This is a genomic window from Pseudomonas mandelii (genome assembly GCF_900106065.1).
Taxonomy (GTDB): Bacteria; Pseudomonadota; Gammaproteobacteria; order Pseudomonadales; family Pseudomonadaceae; genus Aquipseudomonas; species Aquipseudomonas mandelii.
The window spans coordinates 6282516-6307043 of the sequence record NZ_LT629796.1; the positions used below are offsets into that span (position 1 = coordinate 6282516).

Genomic DNA, 24528 nt, shown 5'->3' on the forward strand with positions numbered 1-24528 from the left:
TATGAGTCAGTCCATTCGATTCACCCCTAAACGCGAATTGTCTGCCAAACAGAACCTTCGTGAATTCGTTACCATGGCCAAAGATAACCTGACGCTATGGTCTGACCTGAAGGATTTTGCCTGGAATGCAGATCGCTGGCCAACAACTTACTCAGGCATCCGTTTTATCAACCACGAATACCGGAATCTGCCATCCCGTACCACGCGCCTTGACACGCATCAATTAATGCACCCGGCTTTTACCGAATTAGCCAAGGCCTATTTGCGATATAGACATACGATCCACCCACAAAAATCAATATGCATGCAGATACAAGCGCTTCGGGTTATAGAATACGTTTTGCGAATCGATATGCCAGTGCCTGACATCACCAAGTTCGAACAACGACACTGGGAAGCGGTCGTCAGCACTATTGTAGACATACCCAGCCGCCAAGGGCTGTGCAGCCATATTCAGAGAACCTTGAAGATGCTGGCGGATTTTTTTATTCTTCAGGTAGATCCAGGTTTCTGGAGTAATCCCTACGTGGGACAACACAGTTACGATGCGATCAACGGCGCAAACGCTTCAAGTGAGGCCAAATTAAAGAAAATACCAGATCAGGACGCGCTGCTAGCCATTGCTGAAGTTTTCTCGCGAGGCACCAGTGAAACGCAAATAGACAACGATATTATGATCACTTGTGTTACAGGGCTTCTAATGAGTGCGCCCATGCGCATTGGCGAAACCCTGCGTCTACGGACCGACTGCTTGCGCGACGACGCCGATAAAGATGGAAAACTCCAGAATTATTTAGCGTACTGGGTACCGAAGTCGGGGCATTTCGCTCGTAAAGCCATTCCGAAGACGATGGCAACAGTCGCTACCGATTCTATTCGACGGTTGAGCAAAATTACCGAGGAAGGTCGTCGTCTAGCACGCTATATGGAAACTAACCCAGACCATTTCTATCGACACGCGAACTGTCCAAATGTACCTGACGACCAAGTTCTTAGCAGTCGTCAGGTAGTACAAGCGCTAGGTTTTTCCAACCCGAATAGTTGCATGAGCTTCGTAAAATTGCACACTGGCAGTGCTTCGTTGAAAGGTTTCACGCTGGATGTTCTTTGGAACCTGGTGTTAAAAGTACATCGTAGACTCAATCCACACTTTCCCTATCAGGAAAACCCGCGCAATTCGGTGCGACCACCGCTTCGAATGTCCGAATCTCTGCTGTGTTTTCGTCGATTTCAGCTTTCACCTGAATTTAATATCAGTCCGGTGCTGCTTGCACCTTACACTAGCGATACATTTGGTCCGTATTTGTCGACAGGACCAAGAACACCACACGCTGGGAACTTTTTCCGAAGAAATGGCTATGGTGCTATCAACCTAAAGTCTCACAGCCTTCGCCACCTTCTAAACAGACTAGGGCGCAGCAGCGGTGTTTCCATAGAATTACTTACCGATTGGAGTAGTCGCGCCACCATCCGGCAGACTCGAACTTACCTGCACGACGACCCGCTTAAAGCGGCTTCTGATGGAGCAGCCTTGCTCGGGACAATCCAAGAGCAAGAACCCCTGACGCCAGTCACCTATGAGGAAGCAGAGCTTTATGGTCAGGGGCCATTCCATCGCAGCCGTTATGGCATCTGTCGCCGAAGTTGGCGAGCCGGTCCCTGCAACAAGTTCGCCGACTGCCTCAACTGCTCGGAACTGCTCATGTGCAAGGGCGACAAGATCGCCGCAGAAATCATCAAGCTAGACCGTGACAATTTATTCCTGACTTACACAGCCGCGCAACGGGCGATAGCGAAAGACGAGCGGGCTGCATCGCGATGGACTGAAAAGGCAGGACCGCAGATTGAACGACTCGATCAACTGTTGGCAATCCTACACAACCCGGACATACCTGACGGCAGCCCAATCGAAATGGCGGGGGAGGATTTCAGCCACGAGAAGGTAATTATGTCCGAGAAAGCCAAAGCAGCAGGTGTAAAGTTGCTGGACAGGAATGAGCTGCGCATTACATACGGCGATGATCTCTTGGCTTGCTTGGAGTTGCTTCGGAGTTCGGATAATGCCTAAAACGATCACAGAACTACATGAAAGAAAAATCGCTCAGATGATCCGCAACTGGCCAGCCGAGCATGCGCTGGACTGGAACTCAGTCTGCATTGGTGCACAAGGTATAATGGGTTGGGATAACCCGCCAACTCGTCAGGCGCTCGACAAGAAAATAGCTGTAAAAGTCGCTTATAAGAATAAGAAGCAGCATCTCAAAACAGAAAAACAAAAGCTCTCGGATATACCAAGACCACGGAGCACGCTGGACGCCATGAAGAAGATCTCTAGGCTTCAGGCAGAGAATGATGAACTGAAAGCAGAACTCGCCAGGATGGCCGAAATCGCAAATCGACTCATTTACAACGCAACCATTGCAGGCCTTACACGAGAGCGGCTGATGGCTCCACTTCCGACAATCCGTGAGCCACAACCGCGCAACGTTAAAATTCAGTGATCATTGAAAGTAATCTTGAATTTCTATTGCCTCGCTAGTGATAGTATATGGATTACGAGGATGGTAATCCGCGGCAATAAGACCTAACTCAGCCCCAAACTACTATTATTTATATACGATTTTCAATACTCCAAGACACATCGATGTTGCCGCTGACCGAAAACTGACCCAGTAAAGGCTGTTCTGCCGACTGAAAACTGACCCAGGTGTTCAACTGCTTCTGCTCACTTTTTGAGCAGGAGAACACAGGGTGATCAGCATGGAAATGTTGGGGAAAATCCGGCGGATGTACTTCCGCGACAAGCTCTCGCTGCATCAGATAGCCAAGCGTACCGGGCTGTCTAGAGACACCACCCGAAAATGGGTCAGAGCGCCCAAAGCCACTCAGCCGGCTTACGAACGCTGCGCAACCTTCAACAAACTCAGCCCTTTCCACGAGACCCTGCAACAGGCGCTCAAGGCCGATTCGTTCCGGCCAAAACACAACCGCAGGAGCGCCAAAGCGCTTTTCGAGCAGATCAAAACCGAGGGTTACGACGGCGGCTACAGCCAGCTCACGGCGTTTGTACGCTCTTGGCGAGGTGAGCAAGGCAAGTCTTTACGCGCTTTTGTACCGCTGACTTTTGCCCTCGGCGAGGCGTTTCAATTTGACTGGAGCGAAGAGAGTCTGCTGATCGGTGGCCTGTTTCGACGTATCCAGGTCTCCCACATGAAGCTGTGCGCCAGTCGCGCATTCTGGTTGGTTGCGTACCCCAGCCAAGGCCACGAGATGCTGTTTGATGCCCATAAGGATCGGGCGGTTCCAGGTCATTGGGAAGGCGACTTGCTGTGCGGTAGCAGGAACAGCCAAATTGCAACTCTTGTTGAGCGTCATACCCGCTACGTAATGCTGGTGAAGTTGGTCGGTAAGGATAGCGAGACGGCCATCAGCGCCCTGATCGAAAACGCCCGCAACTTACCCCAAGAACTCTACAAATCGCTGACGTGGGATCGCGGCAAAGAGATGGCTGACCATAAGCGCTTTACGGTGGCTACCGACATCAAGGTCTACTTTTGTGATCCTCATCGTCCTTGGCAGCGGGGATCGAATGAGAACACCAATGGGCTGTTAAGACAGTACTTCCCGAAAGGGACTGACCTTGCTGATCACTCGCAAGCCACGCTCAATGAAGTGGCAAGGCAGAATAGCCGCCCTACCTGGATAGCCCCTTAACGGTAGAGCTCAGTCTCGGTGGAAAGGCGGCTGGGCGTTCGCTCGTCAAGACAGCATTAGCGTTTGCCTCTTACTGTCGAGTACCGCATCGAGAATTTGGCAAGGCACTTGACTACCTACTGGACGATCAAGCTGAACCGCCTTATGGGCACGCTTACTTGAGTGATCTGGTGATCAATCGAGACAGCAAAACGATATTCCACTGCGTTTCCTTGAAGAGCGACTCCGATAAAAACAGGCTCTGGTCCTATATTGAGTATTTCGGAATGTTCCGGGTCCTAGTTCTCATCAATGACAACTACGTAGGCCCAGACATAGATGAGACCTATGCGCTTGATCCTATAACCAGTGAGGAAATCGACGTTGAGGTGAGCAGTAGCGTTGCCGATGAGGAGTTTATCAAGGTCATAAGCGGCTATGGCTTCGACCCCGCTGTCCAAAGAGCAGCTGCGGATTTGGCCTTACCAATCTTGATCAGGAGAAGTGAACAGCGAGCGCTTGAAGGTGCCGTCAGGGAAGGCTTTGCATATGCGGCCAAGACTCTGGGCATAGCTGAGGGTGAGGAAATACCTCAAGAAAGAGCTAAGGAATTTACAGAACTGATGATGGAAAAGATCACCCCCTATCTCTCTCACCTGATACGCAGCAATCGTCAACACCTTTAAGGTTATACCGTTGGCCAAATAGGAAAGCAAAAAAGGCAGCCGAGGGCGGTTGGGATAGTGCCGGAAAATAATAGGAAAGGTGCCTGCCGTGCGAGCAGCAGGCACGGGCATTTGATTAGATTTTTCCTTGTGCCTTTGCATCAGCGAAGTCACTGAAGACCTTTGCGATCATTGCCTCACCTGCTGCTACTGAGGACACACTTCTGGCGACAACGACCTCGCCGTTGTTTAAAACAACAGCCAGGTATGGAAGGCCTGGCCCTGGTGGATCGTACACGACACCTTTCATATTCATTGCTCCAATTAAAAAATCAATGTAGCGGATGTATGTTTCGTCAGGAAGGAAAATGCCACACCATAACAATGCCTTGAGCCGCCAGCTATAGGACTCGAGAGCACTGCCACTATGCGCGCAACATCAATCCTCCGGCTGCTCTTGAATCCCCAGATCTCGATACCTTTGCTTACCCCACACGCTAGGATCTGGAGTTACCTCAATCAACGTGGTCGGCGGAGTGTTAATACGAAACCCTGGCTCTATTTTCGCCCGCATTTCGAGGTACTGGCCAAGGAAGGCGTCGTACGCAAGGCGGGGCGCGTACTGCACGTTTCCTTTCTGGTCCACCGCCTCGCCATGATAGAAAAAGTCCACGCCCTGTGCGAGTGGCAATGACAAACTGGCGATAGGCTTGTAGTCACCCTCATAAAAAGTGAGTCGCAGCTTGGCCTTGGCCCCGTACAGCAGCTCCATCTGTTCGGCAAACCAATTGATGTATCTGTCGCCGTTGATCCGTGTCGGTTCGACAGGCAATGTATATGCACTGTCCAGGTCGCGGTTTTTACGCAGGCGGCTGGCCATGCCATTCAGCTCCAAACCTTCACCGAACTTGATGTCGACCTGTTCTCCAGCCTCGATCTTGATTGGCTTATTCACTGAAAGCGCAGGCCACAGCAAGTTCCTGTAGCCGAATGAGCCGCCGCCCTTGGACAGATTTTTCGCTTGCACGATCTCCCACTTGGCTGCTGTCAGGACAATGGGCGCCGCCGTGATGTTCGTCGCGCGCACGGTCAAGAAAACCTGCTCGTTAACGGATTGCTTGTAACCGCTAGGGCGTCCGAACATCGGAGTCGGGCTAAGCCAAGCCTCTGCGACAAAGAGCCTGCGGCCCTGGCTCGCGGCAGTGATGTTTGTCAGGCGTTCCAACGCTTCTTTGGTGATACCGATGCAATAACTTGTCCCCGATGCGCCCGCACCGCTGACGATGGACGAGCATGGGCCCGTGGTCTGCATATCAGGTGACTGCGCCAAGGCCAACGGAGGCATAACCAACACCAAAAGCATCATCGCCGTACGGCGAAGTTTAGCCCCCCTCACGGCCGGGTATCGACTGTGGCCTTAACCACAGCGCCTTGCCCTGTAACGATCGGCGAGGCCGCTCCGTGGGTGGACATTCCGTCCCTTACAGGGTTTTGTGCAGGCGCCGATTTAGTTGGCCCGGTGACGTGGACCTCGACCTGCGCGTCAGCTGCGGTAACGATGGGAGAGCCATCGTTATGGGTGGCAATAGAGGGGGCCGGTTGCTCCGCCGGATCGAGCTTGACGCCGAATCCATTGCGCTTTGCATCAATCTGCAGTCCGCGATTTTGAACCAGTGCTGCAGCGACCAATAGTGCGACCACAGCGACCAGCGTGATAGCCACTAAGGATCTCTTGCGGCGGATTCTCCCGCGCGCGCGCGTTCTGTGTGAGAAGTTGTTCAACTTCAAACTCCTGTAAATGATGGTTGCGGTATTCGTAGGGTCGCTGCACGCAGCAGCGGTTTCAAACTACTTACGAAGCTCACGAGAGTACATGAGCAAACTCATTGGTGACCTCGAAATCTTCATTGCTCAGCTTGCAATCCTGCGGCCAGGAGTTGGGCAAGTACTTCCCTGCCACACGGGGGGTAAATCGGCATTGGCCCAGAAGCCAGCGAATCCGAAGACGCTCAGTCTCCGCTGAAAAATGACGGCTTGACGCTAATCCGCCAATAGGTGAAGACGCTGTACTTCATGCTCTGACAAACCACAACCATTTCAGAAAGGCATCCAGACTGGATTACTTCAAGCTGTTACTCACTGCTGAATGTAGGATTGACGATCATGTTGTCGGAACGGACCTATGTCGGCCGTCCGGATGGCACCGGTATACCGGATGATAACGTTCCCGTCTTACGGTTCAATTGCGAAAGGCTGGCGAGAGCACTACGTATTTGCTCTTTTTATCGGGAGGAGGATGCTTCTGGGGTCTGGTTAAAGCAAGCAATCAACGATCCGTGGCCAGAGCTTAGATTCATCTGAGTCTCCGCCGGCTTTCGTGTACTGGAGTGAAAAGCAGCTCTATAGATACGACAAACTTATCCGCGCAGCTGTAATTCGTGAGGTAATCCGTAACGCTATGTCCAATACAGCCCTCTAACCGTTCGGTCATTTGGATCATTGCGCCCTAGGGCGTAGGCACAATGTGCACTAGGATAGTTTTGTAAGCATGTCCAGCAACCTCTGAGAGGGTCATCCCAATGGGTGTAGACAAGAAGCTTTCGAAAAACTCCAGCGTCGACGAGATACTTGACGCCAAACGAATAGGCAGGGATAAGCGGCTCTTCGCATTTAAGGGTGTAGCTGATTTCTAAACCCTCCTGACTTCAGCAAGCACCTGGCTATGTAATTGGTTAAATTTCTAAAGCCCAAGGCGGTACCTCGTAAGTGCTCAAGTCGCCCGTTGATAGCTTCTGTTGGACCGTTGCTGGTTCCTGGCCGGTCGAAGTAGGCAAGGATGCTCTCAGCGTATTTTTTCAGCGTTTCCCCCAAGCCTTTCACCTCGATGAGCGCTTTGGGCAAGTCGCTGGCTGTAATGATATTTATGACCTCTTCCATGAGTTTTTTACCACGTTTTCGATCCGGCTCGTTGTAGGCGCTGACCACCCGTTGGTACATGCTCCAGGTGCAATCCACTTCGAGGTGGTGCTCATCTGCAAACAGCTGGAACAGTTGCTTTTTGTTGGCGTCAGACAGGTAGCTGATCCGAGTCAGTAGCGTTCGACGGCTTTTGTAGAGCGGGTCATTTTTACGCCCTCTGCGGCCCAGGATGTCGTGTTGCACACGCCGGCGGCATTCATCCAGCATGTTGCTTGCCCAGCGCACGACATGGAAAGGATCCAGCACGGTTTGGGCTTGAGGCAGGGCTTCTTGCGCTGCAGATTTAAACCCCGTAAAACCGTCCATGGCAATGCTTTCGATCTGGTCACGCCACGATTTGGGGCGACTCTGTAGCCATTGCTTAAAGGCTTGTTTGGAGCGGCCTTCCAGCACATCGAGCAAGCGGGCCGGCCCGTTTTTGTTACGCACGGGCGTAAGGTCAACCACGATGGTGACGTACTTGTCACCACAGCGTGTATGTCGCCAAACATGCTCATCCACGCCCAGCACGGTCACACCGTCAAAACGTGTCGAGTCATTAAAAAGCAGGCGCCGTCCTTCGTTGATAATGGCATTATTAGCGGTGTGCCATGCAACATCAAGCTGGCTCGCAACACGAGATACCGACAGATGATCCAGCACGATGGCAGCTAATGCCCAGCGTATCGCCCCATATGAAAGCTTTGAACGTGGAGGTGCTGCACTGTTTGTATCTTCATGCCAGAAACAGCCGCAAGCACAACGCCAGCGACGGATACGCAGCAGCAATCTGGTTGGTCGTTGTCCGTAAGGTGTGTGAGCAAGATGCCTATCGACAGTACCGCGTGAAACACCAGCAGCCCCGCACTTGGGGCATGGCTCGGGTGCTTTGGTTAAACGACATTCGATGACGGCGCGCTCTGCACAAAGATGTTGTCCAGTGGCAGTCAGGCCGAGGTTATTCAGTTGGCAAAAGCTGGAAAGATCAGGGCTAGAAAAGGTAAGATTGTTCACGTCGGGGGCTTAGTTTTTGTTGGTGTGAGAGCTTACATTTTCTAAGATCCTCGACTCCTTTTCCAGCCGGTCAGATTTTTTCTACACCCTTAAATGCGAAGAGCCGGATAAGCTTATAGAGGCAGTGTACTTGGCCGATCGAGATAGCCTTGAGCGAGCTGCCGAATCGGTCAAAGCGGTGTTACGTGGCCACTCTCCCATTCCGAGACCCCGACGATTTGTAAGTCTCAACAGTGAGGACTGAAAAACTATGGTGAATAAATCCGCCCATTGCCAAAAGGTACAAAAAATTGCTTTTGCTCACCGCAAGAGACGAGCCAGGATAAGCGTCCCCCATGGTTACAGATATTTTTCGTGATGATGCTTACCGCGCCTATCGGCTCCGTTTGGAAGTGATTCTTCATATCCAAATCCGCGCTTCAGATCAGGATATCCACGATCTGATCGAGGCCGGCTTCCCAGCCGGTATTGTCGATAAGCTTTGCGACCATGGAGTTCTAAGCATTGAAGCGCGTGACCTCATCATTCCACAAAAAAACCTTGATGAGAGGCTTATGCGCGGTCATCGATTGACAGTCGACGAAAGCGATCGACTATTTCGTGTCGCACACATCACAGCCATGGCAGGGGTGCTTTTCGGGAACAATCAGAAAGCTGAAAACTGGCTCAACAAATCCCAACTCCGTTTTTTAGGAAAAAGCCCAATCGCAATGCTCTCCACAATACAGGGCACTCGTCGAGTAGAAGAGGTACTGATTCAGGCCGCGGAAGGATTAGTATTCTGATCCTGTGAGGGTCAATCAGCATGCACCTCGTCCCCCTAAACAATGCCGTATCAGTACCATATCCAAAATAAGTCGATAGCGGTTGAAGCCAACTCCTAAGTATTACGAAGCCAAACCCTCAGTCGTAACCGTCTGGCCAACTCACCTCTCAGCACACAGACCAGCTCAGACAAGAACGGGTGGAAAACAAAGCCTTGCCCGCAGGTATACCCATTGAATAAGCCTGTATCTGACGTAGCTCATGCGGAGCTTGGCAGCGGGTCGCAATCGACGATGGCTTCATTGTATACTTCTGCTCCGCATACCCCTTGAGCTACAGGAACATCAGCATGACTGTACTCCAAACGATCTACTGGCAGCCTACGCCGCCTTAGCGCTACGCCCCCTCGCAACAACCTGCTTCCGCTAGCCTCGCTCGCGGGTGCGCACTGCTGTACGCCTGGTTATACGCCTTAAGCACACAGCAAAAAAATCCTCAAAATTTGAATTTGTATCGATTCGCTCGCCATTCCCTTGGCGTGCGCGATGCTTTGCCTTGGATATTTTCTATGCTGCAAAAACTTAGACAAACGTGGTTTTCCAACGTCCGTGGAGATGTGCTCGCGGGGCTCGTAGTCGCACTTGCGCTGATCCCTGAAGCCATCGCCTTTTCCATCATCGCCGGCGTTGACCCAAAGGTCGGACTTTACGCCTCCTTCTGTATCTGTGCTGTTATTGCCTTTGTCGGCGGTCGTCCCGGCATGATCTCGGCGGCTACCGGCGCCATGGCACTTCTCATGGTCACTCTGGTTAAAGAGCACGGACTTCAGTATTTGCTGGCAGCCACGTTGCTCTGTGGGGTACTTCAAATCCTCGCGGGTTACCTGAAGCTAGGTTCGCTGATGCGCTTCGTCTCTCGCTCTGTGGTCACGGGTTTTGTGAACGCATTAGCGATTCTGATTTTTATGGCGCAGTTACCTGAATTGACCAACGTGACCTGGCACGTCTACGCGATGACCGCAGCGGGCCTTGGAATCATCTACCTGTTTCCGTATATACCTAAGATCGGCAAGCTGGTTCCCTCACCACTGGTGTGCATCCTGACCCTGACTGCCATCGCCATTTATCTGGGGCTAGATATCCGTACCGTGGGGGACATGGGCCAACTGCCGGATACGCTGCCGATTTTTCTGTGGCCTGAAGTGCCGCTGAACTTTGAAACCCTGCGCATCATCTTTCCTTACTCCGCTGCGCTGGCAGTTGTAGGCCTACTGGAGTCGATGATGACCGCGACCATCGTCGACGACCTGACCGATACCACCAGCAACAAAAACCGCGAGTGCAAAGGCCAGGGTGTGGCCAACATCGCTGCCGGCATGCTTGGCGGCATGGCAGGTTGCGCCATGATCGGCCAGTCGATCATCAACGTGAAATCTGGTGGCCGCACCCGTCTCTCGACATTGTGTGCCGGCGTTTTCCTGCTGCTGATGGTGGTATTTCTTGGCGAATGGCTCTCCAAAATCCCTATGGCGGCACTCGTGGCTGTGATGATTATGGTGTCCATCGGCACCTTTAGCTGGGATTCCTTGCGCAATCTGAAAGAGCATCCGCTGTCGACCAACCTCGTCATGGTGGCGACCGTCGTGGTCGTCGTGGCCACTCACAACCTAGCCTACGGCGTACTGGTAGGTGTGCTGCTGGCTTCGCTGTTCTTTGCCAATAAGGTTGGGCACTACCTGGATATCAAGAGCACTTTGGAAGAGACGGAATCGCATCGGACTTACCGCGTCGTGGGCCAGGTGTTCTTTAGCTCTGCGGACAAGTTCACTGAAGTTTTTGACTTCAAGGAAGCGCTCAACAAAGTCACCATCGATCTCACACAAGCGCATTTCTGGGATATCACCGCCGTCGCAGCGCTGGATAAGGTCGTGATCAAGTTCCGCCGTGAAGGCGCTGAGGTTGAAGTGCTCGGTCTCAATGAAGCCAGCACAACAATCGTTGACCGCTTCGGCGTGCATGACAAACCCGGTGCCATCGACAAGCTCATGAGCCACTAAGGAGAACGACAATGACCCACGTAATGGCATGCATTGATAACTCACAATCCTCATTGGCGGTCTGCGATTACGCAGCATGGGCCTCGCAACGACTCAGCGCTCCCCTGACCTTGCTCCATGTGCTGGATAGGGAAAAATATCCTGCATCCGCTGACCTCAGCGGCAATATCGGTCTCGGTAGCAGAGAACATCTACTGGAAGAGTTGGCCACGCTGGATGCGCAGCGTGCAAAACTGGCCTTGGAGCATGGGCAGCACATGCTTGAAAAAGCTCGCGAGCGAACAGTCATCTCTGGCGCCATGTCACCTGATCTGAAGCAGCGCCATGGCCATCTCGTCGAGAGCCTGAGCGATCTCCAAGACGATATTCGATTACTGGTGATTGGAAGAGTCGGTGAGGACAGCACGCGCAGTGCCCAAAGTCTTGGCAGCCAGATTGAAGCGGTAGTCCGAACAATCCACCGCCCCATCCTGATTACAACCAGCCATTTCAGGAAACCTGAAACGATCATGGTGGCATTTGACGGCAGCGCTACAGGCCACAAGACCGTACAGATGCTTGCTTCAAGCCCGCTGTGCGAAGACCTGCCAATTCATATCGTCATGGTTGGTACGGACTCTGAAGAAAACCAGAACGAGCTGGAGAAAGCACGAACCACACTTGCCTCTTCTGGCCCGCTAGTGCATGCCGAGATCCGCCCAGGCGAAGTAGAGTCGGTACTTCATGCGTATCAGGCAGAGCACGGCATTGACCTCTTGGTCATGGGGGCGTACGGGCACTCACGCATCAGGCAGTTTCTGGTAGGCAGCACGACCACGACGATGCTGCGAACATCCACTTTACCCGTATTGCTGCTTCGCTGAGCCAGTTCCACTGGCCACAGTATTTCCAGAACTGCGGAAATGCCGTGGCCACCCTGGACGATGACTAACTGATTTTGCCGTAACGAGACCACATGCAACTCATAACTGAAATTGTTCACCCCGAGCTGAAATCCAAACAGGGCAGAGTATTCCGTCGACATGCAGCACGCGGCATCGTGATGCGGGATGAACAGATCCTGTTGCTGTTCACCGAGCGCTATAACGACTTCAGCTTTCCTGGAGGCGGCCTTGATGGTGACGAGGACATTGTCACAGGCCTGAAGCGTGAGCTTGAGGAAGAGACTGGTGCTCGTGACATAAAGGTGCTCCAGCACTACGGTTACATTGAGGAGTACCGGCCCTACTGGGGGCCACAGTACGATCTGATGCACATGACCTCGCATTTTTATCAATGCGAAGTAGCGCCCCAGCTAGAGCCCGTGAGAATGGAAAGCCACGAAATCGCTAATGGTATGCGGCCTGTCTGGATCAACCTGCATGAAGCCATCACGCACAATGAAGCCGTTATGCAGCGTCACGAGTCTTCGATGGGGCAATCAATTCTGCGCGAAACCTATATGCTGAGAAAAGTCGCTTCCGAATTGTTGATACAAGTCAGCCTTTGAGCTGACTATTTGGCGAAGTCCACTTAGCCTGTCTCAGGCAAGCATCCAATGCTGCGGGAGTAATTGCGTGATTTCGCTCGCCCGCTGTGTCGGCAGCCGCATCAGCACATCCTTGAGATAGGTATACGGATCGTGCCCATTCATACGCGCCGACTGGATCAGGCTCATGATTGCCGCCGCCCTTTTTCCACTGCGCAGCGACCCGGCAAATAACCAGTTCGAGCGCCCAAGCGCCCACGGCCGGATCAAATTCTCGATCTGGTTATTGTCGATGGGTACAGCACCATCTTCCAAGTAGCGCGTCAGCGCTACCCAGCGTTTAAGGCTGTAATCCAGGGCCTTGGCCGTGGCCGAACCCTCGGGCACAAGTTCGCGTTGGGCCAACATCCACTCATGCAGTTTTTCAGCGATGGGCACCGCTGTTTCCTGACGTAATCGCCAGCGGTCTTCGTCGCTCATTTCCTTGGCGTGTCGCTCGACTTCATACAACCCGCCAATCGAGTGAAGCGCCTGCTCCGCCAACTGGCTTTTATTGGCTGCATGCAGGTCGAAGAATTTGCGGCGTGCATGGGCCATGCAGCCGATTTCGGTGATGCCCAGCTCGAAGCTGGCCTTGTAGCCGGCGAAGTCATCGCAGACCAGCTTACCGTTCCACGTGCCCAGGAAGTTACGCGCATGTTCGCCGGCACGGCTGGGGCTGAAGTCGTAGATTACGGCCTTGAGGGCCGAGAAAGGCGTGGTGCTATAGGCCCACACGTAAGCGCGGTGGGTTTTCTTTTCGCCTGGTGCGAGCATCTGAACCGGGGTCTCATCGGCGTGGATCACGCCCTGGGCCAACACATGCTCACGCAGCGCATCGACCAGAGGCTGGAGCTGCACACCGGTCTGTCCGACCCATTGCGCCAGTGTCGAACGGGCGATGGGCAGTCCGGCCCGACCAAAAATCTTCTCCTGCCGGTACAGCGGTAAATGGTCGGCGAACTTCGCCACCATCACGTGGGCCAACAGGCCTGCGGTCGGGATGCCCTTGTCGATCACTTGGGCCGGTACAGGCGCCTGGATCAGTGTTTCACACTGACGGCACGTCCATTTTCCACGCACATGCCGCTCAACGGTGAACACGCCCGGAGTGTAATCGAGCTTCTCGCTGACGTCTTCGCCGATTCGCTGAAGCTGGCAGCCGCACACGCACTGAGTATTCTCTGGTTCGTGACGGATCACGGTTCGCGGAAACTGCGGCGGCAGTGGTGCACGCTTGGGCTTATTACGTGGCTCGGCCGGTGCGGCCGGCGGATTGGCTGCCTTCAGCTCGGCTTCGATAGCTGCGATATCGGTATCGAGCAGATCATCGAGCAGACTGCCTTGGTCGGGGCTCAGTTGCTCGCTGCGCTTGGCGAACTTGTGTCGCTTGAGGATGGCGATTTCATGAGCCAGTTGCTCGTTGACCGTTTCGAGGCGTTGGATTTTCTGGCTCATGGAGTCGACCTGGGACAGCAACTGCATAGCCTGTTCGGCCAAGCCGCGCAGCTGTTCCGGTGTCATCTGGTCGAGATTGGGCGAGGAAGTCATGCCGCTGATTGTGTCAGAGCAGGTCGTCAACAGCGATAAACCGATGGGCTAATGGCAGGGGCTAAAGCACTGTGATCGCGCTGCCTGCGCCGACCCGCTGCCACGGCAAACCCAGTACCAAGGCTTGAAGTTGCTCGTTATCGAGTTCGACTTCCGATCCGTGACGGATGCCGGGCCAATGAAACTTGCCTTGGTTCAATCGTCGCGCTGCCAGCCAAATGCCCACACCGTCATGCACCAAGACTTTCATTCGGTTGGCACGGCGATTAGCGAAGAGGTATGCGCAGTGCGGCTTCGCCACACCGAACACCGCGATCACCCTGGCCAGCGCGGTCTCGGTACCGGCGCGCATGTCCATAGGCTCGGTGGCAAGCCAGATGGCATCGATCCGAATCATACCAATAGGTCTCGCAGAAAGGTGGCACAGGCGACAGCGCTTTCGGTCGGCCAGTTCACTTTGACGGTGCCACGCGGGTGCTGGATTTCAATGCAGATACTCGATGAAGCTGCCTGCGAATGTCCTCCGGCTAGCGGCAAGGGCACTGGAATGAAAGCAGGTTGCAGCGCCATGGTTTTGTTCGTGAGTACCCTAATCCATTTATGGACGAGGTTCGCGTTAAGGCTGTGCTTCTGCGCGACGCTGGCAATCGATGCGCCGGGCTGGGCGCACTCTTGGACAACTTGGGCCTTGAAGGATTTTGAATAGGAACGGCGTTGTGACTGCATGGAAAGACCCGCTTAAAAGGCTAGAAATGGTGTCCACTTAAATTAGGTGGACACCATCGCCTTTGGCGTCGGGGTCAGGAAGGTGAGTTGGCCGGACGGTTACCCTCAGTCGACAGCCTTTCGTGCGACATTTCCACACAAACTACGCTCAGCGTACTGGCATTTCCACACCCACTACGCTTAGCGTACTAGCATTTCCACGCCCGCTACGCTTAGCGTACTGGATGAGTCAGCCATCAAATTTAGAGTTCAGCTCAAGGGTGAGTGGGTCACAAACCTGTCTGGAGAAGGGTATTGATAATTTTTCTTGATATTGATGGTGTTCTGCACCCTCTTTTTCCTCGAAAGGACAGGCCTGGAAAGGAGTCTGCGCCATTTGCGTACCTCCCAAGATTATCGGCAGTTCTGCGCAATTACCCTCACACGTACGTGGTCATCAGCAGCACATGGCGAGTAAATCGTACCTTGAAGGAACTAAAAGCTCTGTTTCCTTTGGATTTGCAAGATCGCATCATTGGTTCAACTCCAATCCTAGACGATTCGCTGCGACCTGGAGGGCGGGAAGCCGAAGCATCAAGCTGGCTTGATTTACATCCTGAACATTCGAGCTGGATAGCAGTTGATGATTGCGCCGTCTGCTGGTTTAGCCTTTCCAAACTTATACTATGTGACGACGGGTTTCGTGAGGAAGAAGAGACGGAACTCAGATCCGCCATCGAAGGCCGTAGCTCAAAATTCTCGAAGTAATAGCAATTTTGTAATCTTATGCTGCTAGCTACACGGCGCTATGAGAACGCGGAAATTAATCGGCAGAAAACGGCCAGAAGCGGTCTGTCGCAATCAGAAACATTACCAAGGCCAGGGCGAGCAGTGTGCGGCATGCGCAAGCCCGGCCCTGACCATGGACGTTTACTTCCCATAATGCCGGTGGGCTGAATGAAGCGCTTTAGAAGTGTCCGCGTCGAAAGCTGCCCGCATCTCGTCCAGAGGATTTCCCAACCAGACTGGATTCAAGCCCCTTTTTCTTGCTTCATCCAACAGGGGCGAATACTGCTCAGTCATAAGATGGTAAAAAAGCTTTGCACGTTCGACCCTGATTTCCATCCGGACAACAATTTCGCGTTCGTCCCTAATCTTTTGAGTCAGATCTCGGAGCCTGTCCCATACGTCTTTGTCAGAAATAAAAGTATCCATCAAGATATTTTCGACGAAGGTCAGGTCGGCGATTAACGCTCGCACGACATGGCCACCCAGCCGACTCGCATAATAACCGCTGTTGAGATCGGCTTTGCCATGCGATTTAGTGTGTATGAATCTTAGCTCGGTCAGGTCGGTCAGGACTTTCAAAGTATCGTCTTCCGAGAATCCGATAGATCGAATGTTGTCACGAATCTCGGGGCCGTCAATGTGGCCCCCTTCAGCGTTGCTCTGTTTAACCAGTGCCGAGAGGATAAACATCCTGAGCAATCCGCCATTGGATTTCCCTAGCCGTGAGTCAAAGGGATTGCCAATTACGGAGAATTCCTCGCTGTATACAGATTGGTTGCCCAGCAGGATAGAGCGGAACGCCTCCTGTTTCGGCAGCACGTAGGTATTTTTATTTTTATGACTCTGAAGAGCCTTTGCTGGATCCGTATATCCTTTTGCTAGGAACTCCCTGGTCATCCGGAGGGCTAGGCGCACATCGTGGTTGGCAAGAACGTCAATACGTTCGCCAATTTCTGTTCCAAGTACCGAAGCCTTGACGATATCAATAAATACCGACAAGTCCTCGACTTTGAAATTTACGCCTCCCTGGGTCGTAAAGCTCCCGCTTTTTCCAGCTAGCATTTGGCCGGTCATAAAAAAGCGACGGCTCAATACTGCGGGTATTTCAGGCGGCTCGATATGCAAAGGGTCAAAATCAAAAGCATCAAAGGTCGAAGACCCCCTATGTGCCACGTAGGTAGACTCGCGCATAGAGATAATAAGGTTGAGGGACAATCGTCCTGCGATGGCCATGGCATCGGAAAAAATTCTTGACTGCGTACTGTCATCTTCGAACTGGTCGACGTTGTCGATCACCAGGAAGATTGGAGCATGCTTCGAGCCATGCGTAATCATCTTGTCCACGTAGGGACGTTTGGCGTTGTAGTCGTTGAGAATCAGCTCCGTTATTTTTTTATCGAACTCGGTCTGGTTTTGAGCGATGAGAAACATAGGCCCTGATTGAAGCGCGTCGATCTCTTCGCGATAGGCAGGTTTGATGGCCCGCTGAAAATCCCTGAAATATGGGTCATTGCTCAGGTAGCTGAACAGGTGCGCGTAAATGAATTCCAGCGGATTCTCGCTGCGCGAAAAATTTCGGAAATCGATATCAATCCAATGCGGGTAGGGCGCCGCCTGATTTTTTTCAAAGTATGCTGCGGACGCAACCTTGCGCGTGTATTGGAGAAAGGTTGTTTTGCCTGTGCCCACTGTACCCAAAATCAAAATCGCCAACGGCCGTCGCGACGCAGAGGCGGAGCTTATCGAGTCTGCAAGGGAGGAGGATTCCTTCTTTCGCATCGGCTTTTTGGGCTGCGTCGAGAAGAGGGGCTCTCTGCGCTGTAAGTGCATCCTGATGCGGCTATCGAATTTTTGCCGGTCGGCATTTTTCACATAGCACTTTTCGAGGAGTGAGCTCTCAGCACCGACGATTGAGTCTGAGAATGCGCTAATGACCTCGTTTTCAATCAGCGGATAGATGGGGTTATGTCGTTTTACAGTTGAGCCTTTGAAGAATTTGTTGAGGCGCCGTTCCTCAAACTGGTCAGTAGTCCGACCTATAAGCTCGATGGCGAGATTTCCTTCAACCACAGCCGTTCGTGATAGCAGATCGACGAAATGCTCCAGCTCTTCCCCAAGGATTCGACTCAGCGAGTCGAACACGATTGCATAAGAATCTGAGAAAGAAACGGCATCTGTACGGACTGCCGGGAAAATGATCCATTGCGCACCATTGGTGACAACGGCGAAAGGAATCGACTTTTTCCTACAGTAGTCCCGAGCTTGGACGATTGCTGCGCCGGTATCGCCTTCCATGATGCGACCCGTGAGCTTGACTCGCTTCTGGGTGGGTACCACGTCGAAGCTGCGCCCGATGCGCTTTGCTTCTATGAGCAACGCCACATCTGCGGTTCGAATGATGTAGTCGGCGTACGTTGTACCTCCATCTTCGGAGACCCGCTCCTCGTAAGAAATGTCAGTGTCGTCCCACTCCAACACGTCCTCTACGATTCTGTCGATCAGCTTTTTACGGGTTTCCGCTTCGTTGGCGTTGTGCAATACCAACTTTGCATGTGTGGTCAACAATCCGCTGGCAATGCTTTCGATCCCATCCACCATCCCACTCTCCTTTACTGCAGATCCGTCAACGGCCGAGCAGCCTTATCACTGGTCTTGCGAGAGCATCGCCACCCCACTAACAACGAGCCATCCTAGCCCTCACGTGCTTTACGGTAAAGACGGCGAATGTCTGCGTTGTCGATGTGGTCCCAAGCTGTCAAGGAATGACGCTTGCGATCTATTGGTCAGAACGAGCACACGTGTTGGGTCGCCTCTAGTTTTCAAGACAAAGAAATGACTGCTTTTGGGTCGAAAGCTGCCACTCGTAGGCGGCGGCCTTCAGCCCATTGCAGCCTGTCAGTCGTAATATCAACGTTGATCCATAGTGATCCGCGGAATGCTCAGGAGTCTACACAGCATTCAAAGAGTTCAGGGTGCTCCATAAAGTGTAGATAATCCACCACCTCCGTTGGTACGCCAAGATATGAGTAGACGACGCGCGCTTTACTTGAAAAGCCTCCGTCATTGGTCACAAAGTAATCTGCGTGCGCCGCATAAATAGCGTGTGAAACATCATGCATCCGCGACCTGGACTTTTTAACAGCATCAGGCTTATATCGGATTTCCTCGAGGTGATTGAATACCACCTCGAAAACGTGTTCCATGACTTCTTGCGATTTAGATATGCTTTCCCACGTATAATTAGTGACCCCCGCACGCGCGCATTTCTCTGCGAGCGAAAGACTCGACTTCAACTTTTCCAACAGAGGGTTTTCATATTCTGGCTTACACAAAAAGTCCAGCGGCATATTAGCCATTACATTAGAAGTTGCACCCTTAGGGTCTTGGGCTTTAAATCCTTCGAGCATGCTTCGTTCTTTCGGGTCAAGGTAATAGTTTCTATCAGCGTGCTTCAACACACGATCGAGACATCTGGCAGGAAACTCTCGTATGAATTTTGCCGGCTCACACCCTGTGCCTGGAAAAACTTCAAGATCCTCAGTGATTTTGGAAATAGTTATAGCTTTGTTAATTGTTTGTTTCGCAATTTTCTTGGCTTCAGCTTTATTCTGGCCCCTATTCCACATAAGAGAAGATCCAATATCCTCCAAATGCGCGGGACTGTAACAGAATCTATATGCATCCCTTAGTTTATCAATACGCAAACGAACCCTAGGATCTTTGTTGTCGTGATAATAAGCAAACACATTGTAATCTAGGTAGATGAGCTTCTTGTTTGACACGTCATTCTCTCGAAATAATGAATAATGGTTTCTACCGATAAAATATAAAATATGCCAAACTTATAAGCCAAGCTCAACAGCTGTATTTTTTATCTCGCTTTACGACCGCAGGGAAAAGCAAATGACAGGTCATGATAGGAAACTGGTTATTCGTAGCTTTAATCCCCTAAGCAGGGCAAAAAATCGCCTAATTGCGGTCGATCTGTTGCCGGTCACAGATTCAGATATCTTTAGTCCACCGGGGCGCAATGCCCAGATCACTGTATATTGGCTCAAGCATCTGCAGATCAAAAGGCCAACATCCAGGAAGGGAGCGTGATCGAGTTTTCACAAGAAAATATATAAGAGTGATTGCAGGAATACGATAGATCGCTTCTTTTGCATTTCTCTCCTCTATCTTGGCCTTGAGGACATTCGAAAATTTCTGTACAAAAGCGCCATACCCCTCGAGCCCATTACTCCCGATAGCAACTCGTAATTGGTCGATGATGTAATCATTTTCGCGAGACTTGGGCTCGAAAACAACAGCAGAAAGCTCTAAGGCATTTATTTTAGCCACCTCATCCTTAATAGCTTGGACAGTAGCGAGTGATGTTAAAGTACTTTTATTTGCCCTTAGCAGCATATCATCCGTTGTTTCCATAAGCGCCATGCTCTTGGCAAACAATCGATGAACATCGGGATGACTGGTTATATTTGATTTATAAAGAGTATCGTGACTTAACTCAGCATAGGCGTGCTGAAGAAGAGTTCTAACCTGTATCTCACACTTGGTACCGACTGGTATCAGTACTCCCTCGTGAGATAACTCACTGTAGGATGTTACGATGAAATGGGCGGACTGATAGTCAAATATTCGAGGATCTTTTTCACGCCACTCATCGAATTCTTTACTACTCATCGTGTGCCAGTGATCCGATGCCTCAATGAGCCTTGAGACCTCTACAATCTGATCAGACAACCCCAACACAAAGCGGGCTCCTACTTTATCGGCTCTTCGCATTTAAGGGTGTAGAAAAAATCTGACCGGCTGGAAAAGGAGTCGAGGATCTTAGAAAATGTAAGCTCTCACACCAACAAAAACTAAGCCCCCGACGTGAACAATCTTACCTTTTCTAGCCCTGATCTTTCCAGCTTTTGCCAACTGAATAACCTCGGCCTGACTGCCACTGGACAACATCTTTGTGCAGAGCGCGCCGTCATCGAATGTCGTTTAACCAAAGCACCCGAGCCATGCCCCAAGTGCGGGGCTGCTGGTGTTTCACGCGGTACTGTCGATAGGCATCTTGCTCACACACCTTACGGACAACGACCAACCAGATTGCTGCTGCGTATCCGTCGCTGGCGTTGTGCTTGCGGCTGTTTCTGGCATGAAGATACAAACAGTGCAGCACCTCCACGTTCAAAGCTTTCATATGGGGCGATACGCTGGGCATTAGCTGCCATCGTGCTGGATCATCTGTCGGTATCTCGTGTTGCGAGCCAGCTTGATGTTGCATGGCACACCGCTAATAATGCCATTATCAACGAAGGACGGCGCCTGCTTTTTAATGACTCGACACGTTTTGACGGTGTGACCGTGCTGGGCGTGGATGAGCATGTTTGGCGACATACACGCTGTGGTGACAAGTACGTCACCATCGTGGTTGACCTTACGCCCGTGCGTAACAAAAACGGGCCGGCCCGCTTGCTCGATGTGCTGGAAGGCCGCTCCAAACAAGCCTTTAAGCAATGGCTACAGAGTCGCCCCAAATCGTGGCGTGACCAGATCGAAAGCATTGCCATGGACGGTTTTACGGGGTTTAAATCTGCAGCGCAAGAAGCCCTGCCTCAAGCCCAAACCGTGCTGGATCCTTTCCATGTCGTGCGCTGGGCAAGCAACATGCTGGATGAATGCCGCCGGCGTGTGCAACACGACATCCTGGGCCGCAGAGGGCGTAAAAATGACCCGCTCTACAAAAGCCGTCGAACGCTACTGACTCGGATCAGCTACCTGTCTGACGCCAACAAAAAGCAACTGTTCCAGCTGTTTGCAGATGAGCACCACCTCGAAGTGGATTGCACCTGGAGCATGTACCAACGGGTGGTCAGCGCCTACAACGAGCCGGATCGAAAACGTGGTAAAAAACTCATGGAAGAGGTCATAAATATCATTACAGCCAGCGACTTGCCCAAAGCGCTCATCGAGGTGAAAGGCTTGGGGGAAACGCTGAAAAAATACGCTGAGAGCATCCTTGCCTACTTCGACCGGCCAGGAACCAGCAACGGTCCAACAGAAGCTATCAACGGGCGACTTGAGCACTTACGAGGTACCGCCTTGGGCTTTAGAAATTTAACCAATTACATAGCCAGGTGCTTGCTGAAGTCAGGAGGGTTTAGAAATCAGCTACACCCTTAAATGCGAAGAGCCACTTTATCTGTAATATCCTCATAGTTGGAGAACCAGCCTTTGTTAAGCACAAATGCCTTAGCGATCAGTGAGCTCTCGTCCTTAACCCTGACCTCAGGCGGGATTTTCACCCACTTCTGATAGGCCTGAGTGCCAAAAGTACAGGTGATAGCTTCTGTTATTTTTTCAACGACAAATTGGCCCCAAGCCTTAAGGTATGGGGCCTCACTTCGGAACCGACTGAGGTAATCTTCCTCTGTCATTTGTCCTGGCTCACAAGAGCTCCTTGGATCATCAGCGTTGTGTGCGTTTGAGTTGTTTCGACCACCTTCACAAGCTCTGCAAACGTATCAGCCGGCGCGGTGATCTTGACATCATTGGTGAAGCTTAGCTTGCGACGGGCCAATTTCCTGTTGATCGCCTTGGTATCTTTGACAATCGCAGAGTCAGGAAAGCCTTTCCTTCCCATGTAACCCACAAAATCATCCGATTCCTCAGGGCTCATATAACGCTCAGCGAATTCGGTACCTTCGATTGTGGTCGACGTATCCGTCTTGAGGTAGGTGTACAACGCTTGTTGCAAGTCGATTTTTCGCTCCGGTGGCACATCCATCCCTCCGATAAATTCGGCGGTGTAATCGAAAAAATCGCGGGTCCGCTGCACCGCGTTGTCCGGAATTCTGAGCCCTAAGAAGCTGGAGTAAAAATATTTCGCAGCTTGACGATCGTCATCGGATTTTATATTGCTGTCGAATACATGCGCATTAAGGTCAACAACCACTCCGCTAGTTTTGGAAACCGTTTCGTAAAAAATACCGATCTTATAAAGTTTAGATTGCGGGGTGAGGATCAGGTTTTCAAGGTAAGCGAGAGTGATCTTGCCATCCTCTTCCGTTTCTGTGAAACCAGCTTGCTGTTCGGCCTTGATAATGATCAAGCACCGCTTGTTGTCTGTGTCCGTGGTTCCAGAAATAATCACCAAAGTGCCGCCAGGCCAGCGTTTGCTGGTGTGGATGGAAGTATGGTGGTGGGCAATCGCTGCCGAGGTGGTAATAAATCCCCGATCAGATGCTTGAACTAGTTGCTTAGAGTACTCGTAGCAACTCGCAGTCGTTTTGCTGGAGACATCCATTGCCAACGACCCTGACCCTGTCCCGAGAACCTTGCTGACCCGCTCCTGAAGCATTTGCTTACCCGCTTGATCGAGGGTAGTCAACTCAAGGCTGATTGTGGCGGGCGTAGCGCCATGCTCATTAGGCTTATGTACGTTATGCAAAATAATGCGATCAAAGATCAAGTTGTTGAATGGATTGCTCATTGACCATTCCTCTTCAACGCAGCGTCATAGACCCGCTTTGATACACTCGGACTTTCTGTTGCCAGTTTGTTCAACTCGGACTCAGCCTCCTTCAACCGGATTTCCTTTTCAGAACTTTCGAGTGCCATGGCTAACTCCAGTTTCCGACGGACATGGCCATAGCCAGCCCCAGAAATTCGGTGAAGGTTCGTGCGATCTTCAAGTTTCAAAAAAGTTTGTAATGAGGAGAGAATTGCTGCCAGCAGCGTGAAGAGAGCGAGCAACACTTTGGATACATCCCCAAGCGTCGCCAATAATGTGGTGGCACCTGCAATTGCAGTGATGCCGATGGTTAGCATACCCAGCCAGCGGTGGACCGAGCTTAGACGCTCTGCCATTAACTGATGCGACAGCTGTGACTCTCTGGATCGCTTGAGCCAGCGCTGCAAAACTTCAGCGCTGCTCCGAAACTCTAGTTCAGAACTCATGTACATCCCTTAGTGTAAAAATGCGAGGAAGGGATGGACGCAACTAGCTTAGACGTCCCTGCCAAGCGTGGAAATCAAACGTATCACAAGCAATGGCTCTTTAGCATCATCATTTCCTTCGTTACCAACTTGGAGAATCACTGGCGCACGATCTCGCAGATTTCCGGGGCAACGATCCGCACGGCCAGGAAACTCTACGTTCATACAGCTTTTCTGCGCAAGTCGACGCGAGACTAGGCGGAAGATGGCCTTGGCCGATAGTCGTTCTACACGAAAGGCAGCTATTGGCCGTTTTCTGCCTGTCACGACGGGCAGAAAACGGCCAATAGCGGACTTTTAGAGAAGGAGAGAGATCAATCCCCCTTTGTTGTCCTGAGCATGAGATATACCGGGGCAGCCATTCCCCCCACCTTTCAGGCTAGTGCAGAGAGCCCACCAAGACTCACACCCCTCGTCGTCGGGAATACTCAAAGAGCCGATGATACCGGGCGTCCTGGGTCAAATCTGGAGTTGCCTGCACGATTGCATCCAGGCATTGCCCCAACTCACGAGGCGCCCACGGAAGGTCATCAATAATGACATTCAGCAGCCGCAAGGCATCTAATGGAAACCGGCTGCATAGCTTGGACTCAAGCAATCGACGCACGACGTAATGCGGATGCTCGATCGAGTGCAACCAGTCCTGCACAGCCGTCAAGGCGACGGGGAACTCAGAGCCCGCGGCAGTGCTCAATCGAACGAGAGATTCAGCAATGCTTGGGCTAGCAAGGTCGCGGAATTTTGGCCAGACGTGCTGCCAGAATGGCTGGATGCGGTGTTGGCGCTGATTGAAAACTGACCCACCCTGCCGATTGAAAATTGACCCAGGG

The 24528-nt window shown here is 51.9% G+C and carries 21 protein-coding genes and 2 pseudogenes; 11 read left to right on the forward strand and 12 right to left on the reverse strand.

What is annotated here, in order from left to right; translation table 11 throughout:
- Position 1: 1 nt before the first annotated feature.
- From BLU63_RS29000 to BLU63_RS29015, 5 genes and pseudogenes are all read left to right on the forward strand, one after another.
- On the forward strand, positions 2 to 2068 hold the full coding sequence (locus tag BLU63_RS29000) for an integrase (RefSeq protein WP_083376884.1): 2067 nt from the start codon (positions 2 to 4) through the stop codon (positions 2066 to 2068).
- Positions 2061 to 2501, forward strand: coding sequence for a hypothetical protein (locus BLU63_RS29005; RefSeq protein ID WP_083376885.1), 441 nt, complete (start codon positions 2061 to 2063; stop codon positions 2499 to 2501). The genes BLU63_RS29000 and BLU63_RS29005 overlap by 8 nt, the downstream gene beginning before the upstream one ends.
- Before the next feature lie 259 nt (positions 2502 to 2760).
- Positions 2761 to 3288, forward strand: a pseudogene (locus BLU63_RS34005) (IS21 family transposase); the annotation flags it as partial.
- Positions 3289 to 3714 (forward strand): annotated as a pseudogene (locus BLU63_RS32900) (IS30 family transposase); the annotation flags it as partial.
- Between the two features lie 158 nt (positions 3715 to 3872).
- Positions 3873 to 4379, forward strand: a complete 507-nt coding sequence (locus tag BLU63_RS29015) for a hypothetical protein (protein ID WP_144443426.1) — start codon at positions 3873 to 3875, stop codon at positions 4377 to 4379.
- A gap of 418 nt (positions 4380 to 4797) precedes the next feature.
- On the opposite strand, the gene BLU63_RS29020 is transcribed toward BLU63_RS29015, so the two are convergent.
- The 3 genes from BLU63_RS29020 to BLU63_RS29030 all read right to left on the reverse strand — a co-directional run bounded on the left by BLU63_RS29020 (position 4798) and on the right by BLU63_RS29030 (position 8330).
- On the reverse strand, positions 4798 to 5703 hold the full coding sequence (locus BLU63_RS29020) for a hypothetical protein (protein WP_231990921.1): 906 nt from the start codon (positions 5701 to 5703) through the stop codon (positions 4798 to 4800).
- 47 nt (positions 5704 to 5750) lie between these two features.
- The gene (locus BLU63_RS29025; RefSeq protein WP_083376887.1) at positions 5751 to 6080 is read right to left on the reverse strand and encodes a hypothetical protein; all 330 of its coding nucleotides are present in this window, start codon (positions 6078 to 6080) and stop codon (positions 5751 to 5753) included.
- A gap of 948 nt (positions 6081 to 7028) precedes the next feature.
- Positions 7029 to 8330 carry an ISL3-like element IS1411 family transposase gene (locus BLU63_RS29030; RefSeq protein ID WP_011920678.1) on the reverse strand — a complete coding sequence of 434 codons (1302 nt, stop codon included), beginning with the start codon at positions 8328 to 8330 and terminating at the stop codon, positions 7029 to 7031.
- Positions 8331 to 8665: 335 nt separating this feature from the next.
- Here BLU63_RS29030 and BLU63_RS29035 point away from each other — a divergent pair, with 335 nt between their 5' ends.
- The 4 genes from BLU63_RS29035 to BLU63_RS29055 all read left to right on the forward strand — a co-directional run bounded on the left by BLU63_RS29035 (position 8666) and on the right by BLU63_RS29055 (position 12640).
- Entirely contained in the window at positions 8666 to 9115 is a 450-nt protein-coding gene (locus tag BLU63_RS29035) for an antitoxin Xre/MbcA/ParS toxin-binding domain-containing protein (RefSeq protein WP_083376888.1), read from the forward strand.
- A gap of 548 nt (positions 9116 to 9663) precedes the next feature.
- Positions 9664 to 11151: a SulP family inorganic anion transporter gene (locus BLU63_RS29045; protein WP_083376071.1), complete on the forward strand. Its 1488-nt coding sequence runs from the start codon at positions 9664 to 9666 to the stop codon at positions 11149 to 11151.
- Positions 11152 to 11162: 11 nt separating this feature from the next.
- A complete protein-coding gene (locus BLU63_RS29050) occupies positions 11163 to 12014 on the forward strand; it encodes a universal stress protein (protein WP_083376070.1) in 852 nt (283 codons plus the stop codon).
- 92 nt (positions 12015 to 12106) lie between these two features.
- Positions 12107 to 12640, forward strand: a complete 534-nt coding sequence (locus BLU63_RS29055; RefSeq protein WP_083376069.1) for an NUDIX hydrolase — start codon at positions 12107 to 12109, stop codon at positions 12638 to 12640.
- Between the two features lie 33 nt (positions 12641 to 12673).
- Here the strand turns inward: BLU63_RS29055 and tnpC are convergent, their stop codons facing one another.
- The 4 genes from tnpC to BLU63_RS33475 form a co-directional block, all read right to left on the reverse strand.
- The gene (gene tnpC / locus BLU63_RS29060) at positions 12674 to 14209 is read right to left on the reverse strand and encodes an IS66 family transposase (protein ID WP_083376068.1); all 1536 of its coding nucleotides are present in this window, start codon (positions 14207 to 14209) and stop codon (positions 12674 to 12676) included.
- A 61-nt stretch (positions 14210 to 14270) separates the two neighbouring features.
- On the reverse strand, positions 14271 to 14606 hold the full coding sequence (gene tnpB, locus BLU63_RS33470) for an IS66 family insertion sequence element accessory protein TnpB (RefSeq protein ID WP_009684097.1): 336 nt from the start codon (positions 14604 to 14606) through the stop codon (positions 14271 to 14273).
- The gene (gene tnpA, locus BLU63_RS33920; RefSeq protein WP_083376067.1) at positions 14603 to 14935 is read right to left on the reverse strand and encodes an IS66-like element accessory protein TnpA; all 333 of its coding nucleotides are present in this window, start codon (positions 14933 to 14935) and stop codon (positions 14603 to 14605) included. The genes tnpB and tnpA overlap by 4 nt, the downstream gene beginning before the upstream one ends.
- Before the next feature lie 229 nt (positions 14936 to 15164).
- Positions 15165 to 15311, reverse strand: coding sequence for a hypothetical protein (locus tag BLU63_RS33475; protein ID WP_156877441.1), 147 nt, complete (start codon positions 15309 to 15311; stop codon positions 15165 to 15167).
- On the opposite strand from BLU63_RS33475, the gene BLU63_RS33925 reads away from it, so the two are divergent.
- Entirely contained in the window at positions 15260 to 15682 is a 423-nt protein-coding gene (locus BLU63_RS33925; RefSeq protein WP_391564247.1) for an HAD domain-containing protein, read from the forward strand. The two genes, BLU63_RS33475 and BLU63_RS33925, sit on opposite strands and share 52 nt — an antisense overlap.
- Positions 15683 to 15844: 162 nt before the next feature.
- Here BLU63_RS33925 and BLU63_RS29075 read toward each other — a convergent pair whose 3' ends face one another.
- The 3 genes from BLU63_RS29075 to BLU63_RS29085 form a co-directional block, all read right to left on the reverse strand.
- Positions 15845 to 18301 (reverse strand): P-loop NTPase fold protein, encoded by a 2457-nt coding sequence (locus BLU63_RS29075; RefSeq protein WP_231990922.1) that lies wholly within the window; start codon positions 18299 to 18301, stop codon positions 15845 to 15847.
- Positions 18302 to 18642: 341 nt separating this feature from the next.
- The gene (locus BLU63_RS29080) at positions 18643 to 19485 is read right to left on the reverse strand and encodes a hypothetical protein (RefSeq protein ID WP_144443497.1); all 843 of its coding nucleotides are present in this window, start codon (positions 19483 to 19485) and stop codon (positions 18643 to 18645) included.
- Positions 19486 to 19705: 220 nt separating this feature from the next.
- Positions 19706 to 20488 carry a RelA/SpoT domain-containing protein gene (locus tag BLU63_RS29085; protein ID WP_083376890.1) on the reverse strand — a complete coding sequence of 261 codons (783 nt, stop codon included), beginning with the start codon at positions 20486 to 20488 and terminating at the stop codon, positions 19706 to 19708.
- Positions 20489 to 20581: 93 nt separating this feature from the next.
- Here BLU63_RS29085 and BLU63_RS29090 point away from each other — a divergent pair, with 93 nt between their 5' ends.
- Complete coding sequence (locus tag BLU63_RS29090; RefSeq protein WP_011920678.1) at positions 20582 to 21883, forward strand: ISL3-like element IS1411 family transposase; 1302 nt, start codon at positions 20582 to 20584, stop codon at positions 21881 to 21883.
- Positions 21884 to 22133: 250 nt separating this feature from the next.
- Here the strand turns inward: BLU63_RS29090 and BLU63_RS29100 are convergent, their stop codons facing one another.
- Positions 22134 to 23192 carry a nucleoid-associated protein gene (locus BLU63_RS29100; protein WP_083376892.1) on the reverse strand — a complete coding sequence of 353 codons (1059 nt, stop codon included), beginning with the start codon at positions 23190 to 23192 and terminating at the stop codon, positions 22134 to 22136.
- Positions 23189 to 23659 carry an SLATT domain-containing protein gene (locus BLU63_RS29105; RefSeq protein ID WP_083376893.1) on the reverse strand — a complete coding sequence of 157 codons (471 nt, stop codon included), beginning with the start codon at positions 23657 to 23659 and terminating at the stop codon, positions 23189 to 23191. Before BLU63_RS29105 ends, BLU63_RS29100 begins: the two co-directional genes overlap by 4 nt.
- Between the last annotated feature and the right edge of the window lie 869 nt (positions 23660 to 24528).

Bases quoted from the DNA above. Each gene is read 5' to 3' on its own strand.
- BLU63_RS29085 (WP_083376890.1), bottom strand. From the start codon at position 20,488: ATGCGAAGAGCCGATAAAGTAGGAGCCCGCTTTGTGTTGGGGTTGTCT.
- BLU63_RS29105 (WP_083376893.1), bottom strand. From the start codon at position 23,659: ATGAGTTCTGAACTAGAGTTTCGGAGCAGCGCTGAAGTTTTGCAGCGC.
- tnpA (WP_083376067.1), bottom strand. From the start codon at position 14,935: ATGCAGTCACAACGCCGTTCCTATTCAAAATCCTTCAAGGCCCAAGTT.
- BLU63_RS33475 (WP_156877441.1), bottom strand. From the start codon at position 15,311: ATGGCGCAGACTCCTTTCCAGGCCTGTCCTTTCGAGGAAAAAGAGGGT.
- BLU63_RS29000 (WP_083376884.1), top strand. From the start codon at position 2: ATGAGTCAGTCCATTCGATTCACCCCTAAACGCGAATTGTCTGCCAAA.
- BLU63_RS29100 (WP_083376892.1), bottom strand. From the start codon at position 23,192: ATGAGCAATCCATTCAACAACTTGATCTTTGATCGCATTATTTTGCAT.
- BLU63_RS29005 (WP_083376885.1), top strand. From the start codon at position 2,061: ATGCCTAAAACGATCACAGAACTACATGAAAGAAAAATCGCTCAGATG.
- tnpB (WP_009684097.1), bottom strand. From the start codon at position 14,606: ATGATTCGGATCGATGCCATCTGGCTTGCCACCGAGCCTATGGACATG.
- BLU63_RS29055 (WP_083376069.1), top strand. From the start codon at position 12,107: ATGCAACTCATAACTGAAATTGTTCACCCCGAGCTGAAATCCAAACAG.
- BLU63_RS29045 (WP_083376071.1), top strand. From the start codon at position 9,664: ATGCTGCAAAAACTTAGACAAACGTGGTTTTCCAACGTCCGTGGAGAT.
- BLU63_RS29050 (WP_083376070.1), top strand. From the start codon at position 11,163: ATGACCCACGTAATGGCATGCATTGATAACTCACAATCCTCATTGGCG.
- BLU63_RS29075 (WP_231990922.1), bottom strand. From the start codon at position 18,301: ATGGTGGATGGGATCGAAAGCATTGCCAGCGGATTGTTGACCACACAT.
- BLU63_RS29020 (WP_231990921.1), bottom strand. From the start codon at position 5,703: ATGCCTCCGTTGGCCTTGGCGCAGTCACCTGATATGCAGACCACGGGC.
- BLU63_RS29035 (WP_083376888.1), top strand. From the start codon at position 8,666: ATGGTTACAGATATTTTTCGTGATGATGCTTACCGCGCCTATCGGCTC.
- tnpC (WP_083376068.1), bottom strand. From the start codon at position 14,209: ATGACTTCCTCGCCCAATCTCGACCAGATGACACCGGAACAGCTGCGC.